At 59.4% G+C, this 14,095-nt stretch carries 13 protein-coding genes; 9 read left to right on the forward strand and 4 right to left on the reverse strand.

What is annotated here, in order from left to right; all coding sequences use genetic code 11:
- Positions 1-133: 133 nt before the first annotated feature.
- From Asbog_RS13075 to Asbog_RS13100, 6 genes are all read left to right on the forward strand, one after another.
- Entirely contained in the window at positions 134-1,315 is a 1,182-nt protein-coding gene (locus Asbog_RS13075) for a glycosyltransferase family 4 protein (RefSeq protein WP_062165461.1), read from the forward strand.
- Positions 1,312-1,500 (forward strand): hypothetical protein, encoded by a 189-nt coding sequence (locus tag Asbog_RS13080; protein ID WP_062165462.1) that lies wholly within the window; start codon positions 1,312-1,314, stop codon positions 1,498-1,500. The genes Asbog_RS13075 and Asbog_RS13080 overlap by 4 nt, the downstream gene beginning before the upstream one ends.
- Positions 1,501-1,512: 12 nt before the next feature.
- Positions 1,513-1,806, forward strand: a complete 294-nt coding sequence (locus Asbog_RS13085; protein ID WP_062165463.1) for a putative quinol monooxygenase — start codon at positions 1,513-1,515, stop codon at positions 1,804-1,806.
- 104 nt (positions 1,807-1,910) lie between these two features.
- Positions 1,911-2,462: a dCTP deaminase gene (gene dcd, locus Asbog_RS13090; protein ID WP_023979878.1), complete on the forward strand. Its 552-nt coding sequence runs from the start codon at positions 1,911-1,913 to the stop codon at positions 2,460-2,462.
- Positions 2,463-2,752: 290 nt separating this feature from the next.
- A complete protein-coding gene (locus Asbog_RS13095) occupies positions 2,753-3,394 on the forward strand; it encodes a gluconate 2-dehydrogenase subunit 3 family protein (RefSeq protein WP_062165464.1) in 642 nt (213 codons plus the stop codon).
- Entirely contained in the window at positions 3,391-4,914 is a 1,524-nt protein-coding gene (locus Asbog_RS13100; RefSeq protein WP_062165465.1) for a GMC family oxidoreductase, read from the forward strand. Before Asbog_RS13095 ends, Asbog_RS13100 begins: the two co-directional genes overlap by 4 nt.
- Before the next feature lie 116 nt (positions 4,915-5,030).
- Here Asbog_RS13100 and murA read toward each other — a convergent pair whose 3' ends face one another.
- Both murA and Asbog_RS13110 read right to left on the reverse strand, forming a co-directional pair.
- The gene (gene murA, locus Asbog_RS13105; RefSeq protein WP_062165466.1) at positions 5,031-6,293 is read right to left on the reverse strand and encodes a UDP-N-acetylglucosamine 1-carboxyvinyltransferase; all 1,263 of its coding nucleotides are present in this window, start codon (positions 6,291-6,293) and stop codon (positions 5,031-5,033) included.
- Positions 6,294-6,409: 116 nt separating this feature from the next.
- A complete protein-coding gene (locus Asbog_RS13110; RefSeq protein ID WP_231944588.1) occupies positions 6,410-7,021 on the reverse strand; it encodes a Crp/Fnr family transcriptional regulator in 612 nt (203 codons plus the stop codon).
- 293 nt (positions 7,022-7,314) lie between these two features.
- On the opposite strand from Asbog_RS13110, the gene Asbog_RS13115 reads away from it, so the two are divergent.
- Positions 7,315-8,118 (forward strand): OmpW/AlkL family protein, encoded by an 804-nt coding sequence (locus Asbog_RS13115; RefSeq protein WP_062166018.1) that lies wholly within the window; start codon positions 7,315-7,317, stop codon positions 8,116-8,118.
- Positions 8,119-8,182: 64 nt separating this feature from the next.
- On the opposite strand, the gene Asbog_RS13120 is transcribed toward Asbog_RS13115, so the two are convergent.
- Positions 8,183-9,385 (reverse strand): MFS transporter, encoded by a 1,203-nt coding sequence (locus Asbog_RS13120; RefSeq protein ID WP_062165468.1) that lies wholly within the window; start codon positions 9,383-9,385, stop codon positions 8,183-8,185.
- Between the two features lie 71 nt (positions 9,386-9,456).
- Positions 9,457-10,509 carry an alkene reductase gene (locus tag Asbog_RS13125; protein WP_062166020.1) on the reverse strand — a complete coding sequence of 351 codons (1,053 nt, stop codon included), beginning with the start codon at positions 10,507-10,509 and terminating at the stop codon, positions 9,457-9,459.
- Positions 10,510-10,604: 95 nt separating this feature from the next.
- On the opposite strand from Asbog_RS13125, the gene Asbog_RS13130 reads away from it, so the two are divergent.
- Positions 10,605-11,534, forward strand: a complete 930-nt coding sequence (locus Asbog_RS13130) for a LysR family transcriptional regulator (RefSeq protein WP_023979886.1) — start codon at positions 10,605-10,607, stop codon at positions 11,532-11,534.
- A 143-nt stretch (positions 11,535-11,677) separates the two neighbouring features.
- Positions 11,678-14,095 carry a TonB-dependent receptor gene (locus Asbog_RS13135; protein ID WP_062165469.1) on the forward strand — a complete coding sequence of 806 codons (2,418 nt, stop codon included), beginning with the start codon at positions 11,678-11,680 and terminating at the stop codon, positions 14,093-14,095.

The following is a 14,095-nucleotide window of genomic DNA, read 5'->3' on the forward strand; positions in this document are numbered from 1 at the left end:
CTCGCGCAGCGCACGATAACCCGCAGCGCCTGATTGCCTGATCTGTGGCACATCGCCTGCAGCATTTGGGTTTTTTGGCTGGTGCCGTGTCTTTCCCCTCCCTGCGACGCACGCTTCATGCTACCGGCAACCCATGTCACGCCTTCGTCCCCACATCCTTCAGGTTCTCCCGGCCCTCGGCACGGGGGGGATCGAGCAGGGGACTGTGGAAATGGCAGAGGCCATTATTGCCGCTGGTGGTCGTGCCATTGTGGCGAGTGCGCGCGGAGCCCTCGTGCCACGCCTTCTCTCGATCGGCGCCCGCCATGTCGAGCTACCGCTTGGTCAGAAATCCCCTCTCGCCATTTTGCGTAATGCCCGCACCCTGTCGCAGCTGATCCGTGATGAGGGGATCGATCTGGTCCATGCGCGTTCCAGAGCACCCGCCTGGGCGGCGTGGCGCGCCACGCGTCGCACCCGTACGCCCTTCGTCACGACGTGGCATGGTGTGCACAAGGCCAGTTTCCCGGGCAAGAAACGCTATAATGCGGTGCTGGCGCGTGGAGCGCGCGTCATTGCCATCAGCACCTATATCGCCACCCGCCTGCGTGATGATTATCAGGTAGGCGAGGACCGGCTGCGCCTGATCCCACGCGGGGCCGACATGGCCCGCTTTGATCCCGACCTTGTCAACGGCGCCCGTATCCAGGCCCTTGCCGAAAGATGGCAGGTCCCTCCCGGTACGCCCGTCATCATGTTGCCGGGCCGTCTCACACGCTGGAAGGGACAGTTGTTTCTCTTACGGGCGATGGCACGACTACAACATCTGCTACCCGGTCCCTGGCTTGCCGTGCTTGTCGGCCCTGCCGATCCGAAAGACAGTTATGTCCGGGAGATCGAGGCAACCGCCGCGCAGCTCGGTCTGCGCGAGCGCCTGCGTTTCGCGGGGCTCTGTCAGGACATGCCCGCAGCCTATGCGCTGGCCGATGTCGTGACCGTTCCCTCTCTTCGCCCCGAGCCTTTTGGCCGCGTAGTTATCGAGGCACAGGCTATGGGACGGCCCGTGGTCGTGACAGCGCAGGGTGGTGCCATGGAAACCGTCCTGCCCTATCAGACCGGACTGCTCATCCCGCCCGACGATGCCCAGGCGCTGGCCGACGCGCTGTTTCAGATCCTCACCCTGTCCGAGGGCGCCCGCTCTCTGCTATCGGAAACGGCACGTCATCACATTGCGGAAAACTACACGACGCGGCAGATGCAATCGGCCACGCTCGCCGTCTATGATGAACTGCTCGGTAGCTGCCTGTCGGACAATTTTCGGGAATTCTGCCCATGACCACACCATCCCGCACGAACCTGTCCGAAAAAGCGCAGGCTGATCTCGACAAGCGTCTGGCGCGTGAGGCCGCAGCCCTGCGCGCCAACCTGCTGCGCCGCAAGGCCCAGGTGCGCAACCGCGCGGTCAAGGCGCCTGAGGACCAGGACATGCCGGCACCCTCTACCGAGACTTCTTCTTCCTGAAAGGAACCATTCATGTCCAAGGCTCTCTACGCCACCATGCGCGCCCTGCCCGGCAAGCGCGAGGAAGTCGCCCGTCTGCTCACGGCCCTGGCCGATGACGTGCGCGGCGAACCCGGCAATGAACGCTTCGTGGTCTACACCCTCGAATCCGACCCCGATTTCTTCCATGTCGAAGAGACCTATCGTGACGACGATGCCTTCAAGGCCCATATGGGCATGGAACATGGCAAGGTGTTCAACAACGCCATCAAGACCCTCGTCGAGGGTGGTGCGTCGCAGGTCGTATTCCTGACCCATATCGCCTGATTTCGGGCTCCGGGTTCCTCGCCCGTCCTCTCCGGTTTGCAGGACCACCGCTGCGCGGCTAGACCTGCAAACCCGTTCATTCCCCACAGATCGAGAGATTCACGATGCCCATCATGCCAGATAGCTGGATCCGCCAGATGGCCCAGGAAAAGGGCATGATCGAGCCCTTCGTCGAAGCCCAGAAGCGTGAGGGCGTCATTTCATATGGCCTCTCCTCCTATGGATATGACGCCCGCGTTGGCGAGGATTTCAAGATCTTCACCGATGTCGATAACGCTGTGGTGGACCCCAAGAAATTTGCGGCAAACAGCTTCGTCACGCGCACGGGCGATATCACCATCCCGCCGAACAGCTTCGCCCTCGCCCACACGGTCGAATATTTCCGCATCCCGCGCGATGTGCTTGTGGTCTGCCTTGGCAAATCCACCTATGCCCGCTGCGGCATCATCGTGAACGTGACCCCGCTCGAACCCGAATGGGAAGGTCAGGTCACTATTGAGATCAGCAACACAACCAAGCTGCCCGCACGTATCTATGCCAATGAGGGTATCTGCCAGTTCCTGTTCTTTCAGGGCGCCTCGCCCTGCGAAACGAGCTATGCCGATCGCGCTGGCAAGTACATGAAACAGCTTGGCGTCACGACCCCACGCCTCTGATAGCCTGACCCTCATAAGGGGCCCTGCCTCAGGCCTTGCCCGCACCGGACCGTTCCTGCGTGTCCTGTCCGGTCAAGGCATGAAGAGAGAACGCGTCCCTTCTGCCGGGCGCCAGACATCGCCCCCCGATATGCCTGCCGATCACCCGTGATTCCGCTCAACTGCGACTCGGGCCAGTACCGCCAAACCCTTTTTGCGAAGCGTTCTCAATAACTTGGCATAGCCATTGCTTGGCAACTTTCGACACTGCGGGCATGTTAGAGGCGTCATCACGGTTTTGGGAACGCACCATGAGCCAGACATCTCTCCCCCCCGCTATCGACCCGGATTATCTGGCTCTGCTTGATTCCGATCGCATCTCGGGTCGTACGCGTCAGATCATGGAGGAGCGGGCCCAGACCAGCGATGCCAATTACGTACCGCGTCATTTATCGGCCGGTGCGTATGAGACGCTCGTTGCAGTAACGGCCCGCGTGCTTCCCCAGCAATCCGTCCTGAGTGATGCCAGCATCAATCTGGCGGCCCGGATCGACGCACGCCTTGGAGCACCGGGCGATGGCTGGCGCTTTGCGACCTTGCCGCCCGATCAGGAGGCCTATGAACAGGCCCTGAGCGGGCTGGACGTCCATGCATGCTCAGGCAAGGGCAAGGCCTTTGCAGCACTCAGTGCAGCCGAGCAGGATCAGGTCATTCACGCCATGGCCGAGGGCGCGCTCGATACAGCGCAGCTGGATGCCACACAGATGCGCGCCTGGTTTGCAGATCTGCGCGCCGATTGCGTGCAGATTTTCATCTCCCACCCGGCGGTCCAGGCTCAGCTTGGCATCGACGCGATCTTCAACGGCGGCGACGGTTTTTTCCAAGGTTTCTCAGAAATGGGAGAAGGTGTGGAAGAAGCGTGGGAGCCAGCTCAGAAAGGCGCAGGATCATGAAGTCACGCCGTTTCGCAGATAACGACATCGTCGATGTGGTCGTCGTCGGCACGGGGGCCGGTGGCGCCCCGCTGCTGGCCGAGCTGGCGCGCGCAGGCATGAAGGTGGTGGCGCTCGAAGCCGGACCGCGCTTCGACCCCAAGCAACATACGCCAGACGAAGCAACGGCTTCCGAGATCTACTGGCTTGAAGAGCGTCTTTCGGGTGGGGCCAACCCGATGGCGTTTGGCGGTAACAACAGCGGCACGGGCGTAGGCGGCTCCATGCTGCATTTCGGCGCCTTCATGCCGCGCATTGATCCGCGCGACATGAAACTGCACAGTGAAACCGGCAAGGGCGTCGACTGGCCGTTCGATTTCGGGACCATGCTGCCCTATATCGAGCGGGTCGAACGCGAGATCGGCGTTTCAGGGCCAGAGAATTATCCCTGGGAACCAGGTCGGCGTTATGCCTACCCACCGCCGCAGCGCAATGGGGCCGCACAGGCCATGGCGCGTGGATGCGATGCTCTGGGCATACGCAACGCCGATGGCCCTACGGCGCTGATTACGCGTGACTGGGGTGACAGAAAAGCCTGTACCGGCTGTGGCGCCTGCCATCAGGGATGCCGTAACGGCGCCAAATCAGGCACCGATGTCACATACCTTCCTCTTGCCGTCTCGGCGGGAGCCGAAATCAGGCCGAACTGCTTCGTGCACGGCATCGAACGCGATACGGCGGGGCGCGTCACTGGCGTCGTGTATCGCGAGGAGGGGAACGACCGGATACAGAAATGCGCCAATCTCGTCCTCGCGGCAGGGGCCGTGGAGACCGCCAGATTGCTGCTTCATACCGGACTCGCCAATCGCAGTGGTCAGGTCGGGCGCAACTATATGGCTCACATATCCACGCAGGTCTGGGGCACGTTCGACGAGATCATACGTCCCAATAAGGGCTATCCGTCTCTCACCATCACTGAAGACATGATGCGCCCCAAGGACGCCGATTTCGCCGGGGGGTACTTGATCCAGTCGCTCGGCATGATGCCCCTTACCTGGGCGACAGGCGTGGCCCGTGGGCGCGGCCTGTGGGGCGATGACCTTACGCGTTATCTCCGCGGCTATAACCACATGGCCGGGCTGGGCGCGCATGGCGACTGCCTGCCCAGCGACGATAACCGCGTGACCTTGTCCGATGAGACCGGGCGGGCCGGTGTGCCCAAACCGAAGATCACCTTCAGCTACGGCCCGAACGAGCAGGCCATGCATGAGCACATGGCGCGCACCATGACGTCGATCTGGGAAGCCGCAGGGGCCAGGGATATCTGGTCGATGGACCGCGCGGCGCACATGATCGGCACGTGTCGTATGGGGACCGATCCGGATGATTCCGTCGTGGATCCGTTCGGTCGCAGTCACGACATCGACAATCTCTGGATCAGCGATCACTCGATTTTCCCGAGCGCCACGGCAGCCAATCCGGCTCTTGCCATCATGGCCCTGAGCCTGCGCACTGCGGCAGCAATCAAGGAAGGGCGCTGAGAAGCGCTCTGAAGGAGAGAATACCCCCGCCAGAAGGGTGACCCATCTGGCGGGACACGGGGCAGCGCCCCCTGTCGCGCGTTCGCCCCCTGAAAGACAGGGGGGTGTAGCTTCAGTTATTCACGGATACGCTCAATATCGGCACCAACCGCAGAGAGCTTGCGATCGACTGCTTCGTACCCGCGATCCAGATGATAGATGCGGCTGAGTGAGGTTTCGCCACGTGCACCCAGACCTGCGAGGATCAGGGAGAACGAAGCACGCAGATCGGTCGCCATAACAGGCGCGCCCGAGAGATGATCCACCCCGCGGATAATCGCAGAAGAGCCGTGAACGTTGATACGAGCGCCCATACGGTTAAGCTCGGGCACATGCATGAAACGGTTTTCGAAGATCGTTTCCGTCACCATTGACGCGCCTTCAGCAACCGCCAGCATGGCCATGAACTGGGCCTGCATGTCGGTCGGGAAACCCGGATAGGGCTCGGTCATGATGTCGACGCCCTTGAGTGCCCCGGTACGACGCACACGGATGGCGCTTTCCTCTTCCAGCACCTCAACGCCCGCTTCTTCCAGCGTACGCACGACCGCCCCGAGATCGCGAACGCGACCCCCGATCAGACGCAGATCACCCCCGGTGATGCCAGCTGCGCAGGCATAAGTGCCACATTCGATACGATCGGCCATGATCGCGTGCTCAGCCCCGGTCAGTGCCTCGACACCATCGATGACGAGGGTACCGGTGCCGGCCCCGCTGATTCGCGCGCCCATGCGGTTGAGGCATTCGACCAGATCACTGATTTCCGGCTCGCGCGCCGCATTGACGATTTCGGTGCGTCCCTTGGCAAGGGTCGCGGCCATCAGCAGGTTTTCGGTCGCACCCACAGAAGCGAAAGGCAGCAGGATGCGATCGCCCACCAGACCGCCGGGTGCACTGGCGTTGATATAGCCGTTTTCGAGGCGGATGGTCGCGCCGAGCGTTTCCAGGCCCTTGAGATGCAGATCGACAGGGCGCGTACCAATGGCGCAACCACCCGGCAACGAGACGCGGGCCTCATGAGCACGGGCCAGCAATGGCCCCAGCACCAGAATGGAGGCGCGCATTTTGGAGACGATATCGTACGGTGCCTCGACGGATGTGATCGGGCCACCAATCGACAGTGTACGCCCCTCAGCATCGACCGGCTCGACGGCAATGCCATGCTGGCGCAGCAACACCTGCATGGTCTCGATATCGGCGATCTTCGGTACGTTGGAGAGGATGAGTCGCTCAGACGTCAGAAGTCCCGCGACCATGAGCTTGAGACCGGCATTCTTGGCGCCGCCAATCACGATCTCGCCTTCAAGACGTCTGCCGCCACGTATGATGAAACGGTCCATGATCTGTCGCTCCTGAAGGATGAGGCTCACGCGGGAAAGGGTTCTCTCTCCCCCGTCATCATGGCTTCGTCAAGGCATCAATTGGGCAATCCTGCCCCCGGCCCGCAAAGAGGCGCTTATCCCCCTCTGGCGAGGTGTTCCAGCGCAGGAAGATTGAGCAAAGTGATCTGCGTGACCTGGGTGATGGTGATCATCATTTCACGTTGCAGGGCATTGAGGGTGCGGCTGACTGTCTCGATGGTAAGACCAAGATAATCGGCAATCCCGGTACGGCTCATGGGCAGGTGAATGACGATCTCTTTCGTAGGAGAGAGATGATGCTGCTCCAGAAGAAAGCTGGCCAGACGCTCGCGCGCCGTCTTGCGTCCCAACAGCAGCATACGGCGCTGCGCCTGAACCAGCTCGCGCGAGGCCTCTTCCATCAGGCGCAACTCAAGCTCCGGAAATTCACGGCGCAACAGGCCAAGCCCGGTGCGGGAGAAGCGGCAGAGCGACAACGGACCAAGGGCCTCCGCACTGAAGGCATAGGTGGCACCGCTGGCAAGCCCAAGGAAATCACCCGATTGCCCAAATCCGGTGATCTGACGCCTGCCATCGGGCATGAGGGTGAAGATCTTGGTGTGGCCCGCGGTCACGATGTAGAAATCGGTCGCTGCCTCACCCTCCTGAATGAACGTCTTGCCGGGTGCGACGGACAGGCGATGGGAATACTGCGCAAGTCGCGCCATGTTATCCGGATCGATAACGGAACAAATACTCCGCGTGCGAGCCTCACAGTGAAGGCATTGCCCGCAACTGCCGCAAGGTCCGAGCGCACTGATACTGTCCCTCGTCTGCGCATCCATGGCGTCAACGACCCTCATCTTTTTTATTTTTGTTCTTGTTCTGTTAACAATACGTCATATACTGTTGCCAATTCCCCACGGTCATCGGCAACGTTGTTATTGCTTTGATCTGGATCAAGGCACCGCATCATAGCGCATGGTGAGAGAACGTCACTGTTTAATCACGGATGACGTTGATGAAGACCTCTTTCAAGATTTCCACCGCTCTTCTGACCGGTTTCGTTGCTGCTGTTGCAGCACCCGTCGCACAGGCCCAGACGACCCCCGTCGTCAACACGCCGGTTTCCACGAACATGGTGCTCGCGCCTCAGGCTCAGGCCGTTGCCGCACCCCGCTCGTCCTCCAGCGATGAATGCGGCCTGTTCAAGACCTGCTCCAGCACCAAGATCGGCCTTGGCAAGGGTGACTTCATCATCCGCCTGTCCGCCCTCGGTGTCATTCCGCAGGATCGTGACAGCAAGCTCTGGCTCAATGGTGCTGCCATTCCAGGCCGCGTCAAGACCACCAGCCAGGTCATGCCGGAGCTGACATTCGAATACTTCTTCACGGACAACATCTCGATCGATCTGATCGCTGCCAGCACCCGTCATGAAGTGGCCGCCAAGGACACCCCCCTGGGCAACATCGATGTCGGTAGCGCCTGGGCTCTTCCGCCCACCATCACGCTGGCCTGGCATTTCCGCCCCCACAAGCGCTTCAACCCCTATGTGGGCGTCGGTGCAACGCTGGCATGGTTCCACAACGTGTCGCCTGCTGGCGGCCTCGTGCAGAAGCTCAATGTCGGCGTGACGGGTGGCCCATCGGTCAATGTCGGCTTTGACTATCAGCTGGTCGGCAACTGGTTCTTCAACGTCGATGCCAAGCAGATGTTCATGCGTATGCATGCCTGGGCCAATGACCGTGGGTCGGGCGCCTTCATCAAGGCTCATGACTCGCTTGACCCGACAGTTGTCGGCGCCGGTATCGAATACCGCTTCTGATATTCCCCTCCCCGGGAACATCGGAACAGAAAGGCTGCCCGTGATCGGGCAGCCTTTCGTCTTTTCAGCTCTGTGAAGATCCCGCCTGTCTCGTCTGCACAAGAAGGCTGATGAGGAAGAATACCCCTCCGCCCAGCGTCAAGACCAGCCCGACCCACCCGACAGATGTCCAGCCCGCACCCGCTGAAATCGCGAGTCCCCCAAGATAGGGGCCAATCGCATTGGCGGTATTGAACGCGCTCTGGTTGAACGCTGCCACAAGCCCTTCGGCACCATCGGCCACTTCCAGGAGACGTGACTGAACAACGGTAGACAATCCACCGCTTGCCCCGATCATGAATACAACAATGGCCAGAGGTAAAAAGGCATGGGCAGCCATCGGGAAAAAGGCCATGGCTACAGCACCGACAATGAGAACGCCTCCCATGGTAGGCATCATCCAGCGATCGGCCAGCCAGCCACAAACCAGTGTTCCGGCTGTCATTCCCAGACCAAAAAGCGCAAACATCGGCGGGACATAACCCGCTGGAACATGCGTAACATGATCCATGATCGAGGCAAGATAGGTGTAGACGCAGAAAATACCACCGAAGCCGATTACCCCCACACCCAGTGTCAACCAGACCTGTACCATCCGCAGGGCGCGCAGTTCGTTGCCTATCGATGCCCCCACGCGTGGCCTGTCTCGGGGCGCAAACCAACCGACAAGGCCCGCCGTGATCAGTGAGAGCAAGGCAATCACTGCGAATGTCCATCGCCATCCAAGAGTCTGGCCGATGATGTCCGCTGCAGGTACGCCTGCAATCGTTGCAATCGTCAGGCCGAGAATCACCCGACTGACAGCACGTGATCTTCTTTTTGGTGGAACGAGGCAGGAGGCGACCAGACCTGCAACACCAAAGTAGGCGCCGTGAGGCAAGCCTGTGACGAAGCGGCAGACCAACAGCCAATCCGCCCCAGAACACAGTGCACTCAGCGCATTGCCCAGCGCATAGAAAAGCATCATGCCAACAAGCAGATGTTTACGGCTGAATCGGGCACCGAACAGAGCGAAAAGCGGTGCCCCTACACTTACACCTGCGGCATAAGCCACAATGATATGACCCGCCTGAGGCTCGGAGATGCCGAAACCTCGCGCTATCATAGGGACCAGACTCATCGCGGCAAACTCGGCCGTTCCAAGGGTAAAGGTACCCAGTGCCAACACGAAAAATATCGTGCTGACCGTTGAAAGGGAGGCGTTTCCCCCCATTCCCTGTCCTGTCATGATTGACTCTCGTGGATGTCACACCAGGCAGACTGCCCCATACCTGGCTGTTCCTCTTTGATGGAAAAAGTTCAGGACCAGACCGGATAGTCTGTGTAGCCTTCAGCGCCGCCCACATAGAATGTCTGAGGGTCAGGCGTGTTGAGCGGCAAATCTTTGCGCAGACGACGCACAAGATCGGGATTGGCAATAAAAAGACGCCCAAACCCCGCCGCATCAGCTTTTCCCTGCGCAACGTATTGTGCGGCATCTACCGGTGTGAACGAGTCATTTGCGATGACAGGGCCATCAAACAGAGTTCTGAGCCGCGAGAGCTGACTGTCTGCGCCCTGGCTTTCACGAATGAACAGATAGCCTGCCTCGCGCGCCCTGAGCTGAGACACGACATATTCGAAAAGCGTCACGGGGTCGCTATCGCCCATATCATGCTCCTCGCCGCGCGGGCGAAGATGGATGCCAACGCTGTTTGGCCCCCAGACAGACGTCACCGCATCAACGACTTGCAGAAGGAATCTGGCCCGGTTCTCAATGGAACCACCATATTGATCGCTCCGGTGATTCGTACTGTCCTGCAGGAACTGGTCAATCAGATAACCATTCGCTGCGTGGATATGCACACCATCGAATCCGGCCTTTCTCGCATTGTCAGCCGCCCGGCGATAATCATGGACGATCGAGGCGATCTCATCCTGATGCAACGCGCGCGGCGTCGGATAGGGTCTCTTGGGCCGGAGCAGGCGCACATGCCCCTGAGCCGCCAGAGCACTCGGTGCGACCGGCAAGGCACCATCCAGATATTCGGGGTCCGAGATACGGCCAACATGCCAAAGCTGAGCCATAATACGCCCACCAGCATCATGAACCGCGTCCGTTACTGTTCTCCATCCGGCAATCTGATCCTCATCCCACAAACCTGGCGTCCGCGGATAACCGACACCTTGGGAAGAGATACTTGTCGCCTCACTTATGATCAGGCCAGCTGTGGCGCGTTGTGCATAATATTCAGCCATCAACGCCGTGGGTACGCGCTGCTCATCAGCGCGACACCGCGTCAGGGGGGCCATGATAATACGGTTTGGCAATGAGAGCGTGCCGAGCTGTAATGGCGAGAAAAGACTGGTCATGAGTTCCTCCAACATGGTCAAGACATGTATTGGTGGAACTTAAGTGTCCGGCTCCAGACGGTAAGTCTCGTATTATTCGACAGGGTGTAGAGAATTTGTCCCCGAAACCTTCAGGTGATCCCTTCTCGGGCATACGCATTTTCATTGCGACCGTTCAGGAGGGAAGTTTTGCCAAAGCAGCGACACGCCTTGGCCTGACCAAATCTGCCATAGGCAAAAGCCTTCAGAGACTTGAGACGCGTCTCAACACCGAGCTGTTTTACCGCTCCTCAAGAGGCGTTTCACTCACCGGGGATGGCGAGATTTTCTATAATCGCTGCAAGGTCGCTCATGACGAACTCGAACAGGGCGAGATGGAACTCCTGATCAAGACCTGTGGCCCGACAGGCACGGTACGCATCGACATGCCGGCTTCCTATGGGCGGAATGTGGTCATGCCGATACTGATCGACCAGATGAACACGCATCCCGGTCTACGAATTATCGCGACTTTCAATGACAGGATCATTGATCCCCTGCAGGGGAGCAGTCATCTGACCCTGCGGTTCGGTCTTATCCGGGATACGCATGACCTGGTAGCGAGACGCATGACCACACAGGCACTGATCTTGTGCGCAAGCCCGTCCTATCTCGCAAATTACGGTATGCCTGCCACAATTGCCGATCTGGACAGGCATCGTTGCCTTGTAGGATTTTCGGACCACGCTTCGCCACGCTGGGCCGTCAGGACGGAAAACGGAACGAGGGGCTATTACAGTCCCCTTGCCAATCATCAGATCGGCGACGGCGACGCAATCCTTCAGGCAGCACTGGCGGGATGTGGCCTGTGCCAGCTTCCTGAATTCATGGTAAATCAGGCGATCGCCGCCGGGACCCTGGTTCCTCTTCTTCCCGCCCTGAGCCTGACCATTCCGGTCAACCTGATCTGGCCCGCAACCTGCCGTCTGCCCTCACGTGTGCGTCATGTCATCGACGTTCTGAAAGCAACGCTGCCAGAGCGCAAGACATCACAGATATGCAGCTAATTCATCTTCGAACCATGATCAGAAGCAGCCAGTGCTGCCTTCATAATTCTGTAATGGCCAAATCACCGAAGCTTCACACACCGTAACGAACTCTCCGAATAGGGTGCGCCGCGTTCAAGCCCGCCTTAAAGGAAAGTTTACTGATGAAGCTTCGCAAGCAGCGCCATGCCCTTACGCTGTCTCTCTTCTGCTCTCCCCTCGCCCTGCTGAGCGCCACCGCTCACGCCGCAGATGCGAAGCTTCCCGTTCATCACAATACGGCACCCGTTTCGCAGTTGCATGCCCAGAACGCTTCGCGCAAGGCAAAGGCCCTGACCTCCACCGCGCCGGCGGAAGAAGTCATTGCAACCGCGCGTCGCACGCGTTCTGAGCAGAGTGTGGGCCATACGCAGCTGCAGCGCATCCTGCCCGGTCTGAGCCCGCTCAAGGCGTTGCAGATCCTGCCGGGCGTGGTGTTCAACAATGCCGACCCCTGGGGAAATAACGAACAGAATTCTTCGCTGTTCATTCACGGCTTCAACCAGAACCAGCTTGGCTATACGCTCGATGGCATTCCGCTGGGTGATCAGGCCTATGGCAACTATAACGGCCTGTCGCCACAGCGCGCCGTGATCAGCGAGAACGTGGGCAACGCCACGGTCGCAACCGGTTCTGGCGCCCTTGGCACGGCCTCGACCTCCAATCTGGGCGGCACGCTGCTGTTCTCCTCGCTCGACCCCAAGCAAAAAATGGGTGGTCAGCTCGATCAGACCTTCGGCAGCTTCTCGACCTTCCGCACCTTTGCCCGGTTCGATACCGGCAATCTCGGTAATGGCAATTCGGCCTATATCTCATGGGCGCGGCAGGATGCCCGCGCCTGGGATTTTGCCGGTCATCAGGGCGGCAATCAGGTCAATGCGAAGTTCGTGCACAAGGGCAGCAAGGACAAGATCACCTATTTCTTCGACTGGTCTGACAAGGTCGAACCCAATGAAGACGGCATCGTGCTGCCCAACGGCTATGGCACCTATGTGCGCCCCTTCACCTATCCGGATTTCAACTACGCCAAATCGTACCTGAATTCGGCCGCCTACAAGAATGCCGGGCTGAACTACCGCAACTATTATTCCGCCGCCCAGCGCGAGGATTTCCTGACCTATCTGGGTTGGCAACACGACTTCAATGCCAACCTGCATTGGGACAATAAGCTCTATTACCATCACAATCTGGGTGAAGGCGTGGTAGCTGGGCCGATCACGGCGGCAGGTCTGCCCACGCTGTTCAGCGCCTATTTCCCGAACCAGAGTTCCAGCCAGCTCAGCAACGTGTTCGGCGGCTCGGGCTACGCCACACGCACGACCGAATACTGGGATAATCGCGGTGGCCTGATCACCACGCTGCGCTACAAGCTGGGCCATCACGACCTTGAAGTCGGGGGATGGTACGAGCGCAACAACAACACGCAGGCCCGTCGCTGGTATCCGCTGGACGCAAACAACCCGACCACACCTTATGACCGCCAGCAGGATGCCCTGATCAAGCAGTATACCAACTACTTCTATACCAACACCTTCACCACCCACCTGCAGGACAGCTGGAAGGTGACGAAAAACTTTACCCTCTCGGCAGGCTTCAAATCCGAGCTGGTCTACACCAACGGCACCCTGCCCGTAGCTGGCAAGCCAGGATCGCTCTCACCGGCAACGGCCGTGACCGTACCAGGCGGCACGATTGCCGCGGTCAAGCCGTTCCTGCCGTCTTTCGGTGCGCTGTGGAACATCACGCCCAACGAGCAGTGGTTCGCCAATATTCAAGAAAACATGCGTTCCTATCAGAGCGCCGGTTACGGCAATGCCACCCCTTGGGGTGCCACAAGCCAGGCCGCATTCGAGGATTTCAAGAAGAATGGCAAGGTCGAGACCTCATGGACCTATGAGACCGGCCTGCGCACCCATCACCATGTGAATCTCGGACCCCTGACGGATATCTCGGCACAGGCTGAATATTATCATGTACATTTCTCGAACCGTCTGGTCGCCATTGCCACCACGCAATCTCTGTCTTCCATCATCGGTTCGGCCACCACGCTCGCCAATGTGGGTTCGGTCACGACAGACGGTATGGATTTCTCCTTCACCGCGCAGTTCGGCCCGCATTTCTCGATCTATAACGGGCTGAGCTATAACAAGTCGGTCTATAACGACAATTACAACTCCGGCACGTCCACCATCCGCATTGCCGGGCGCAATGTGGCGGGTCAGCCGGACTGGACCGAGAAATTCGTCGCCACCACGAACTGGGGGAATTTCTATGGCCAGTTCATCGGTGACGTCATGGGTAAGCGCTACACCACTTACACCAATGACCTCTGGGCCTCGCCGACCGCACAGTTCAGCATGAATGCGGGCTACACAATTCACGGTATCCCCCATATTCCTGCCTTGCGCGTTCAGGGAAACATCACCAACCTGACCAATACGCGTGGCTGGTCCACGGTCAGCACAACGCAGACTTCAGGTCAGTTCACGGCCTATCCCATCGCACCGCGCATGTATTTCCTGACGCTGAGCGCCAACTGGTAA

The sequence above is a fragment of the Asaia bogorensis NBRC 16594 genome (genome assembly GCF_001547995.1).
Lineage (GTDB): Bacteria > Pseudomonadota > Alphaproteobacteria > Acetobacterales > Acetobacteraceae > Asaia > Asaia bogorensis.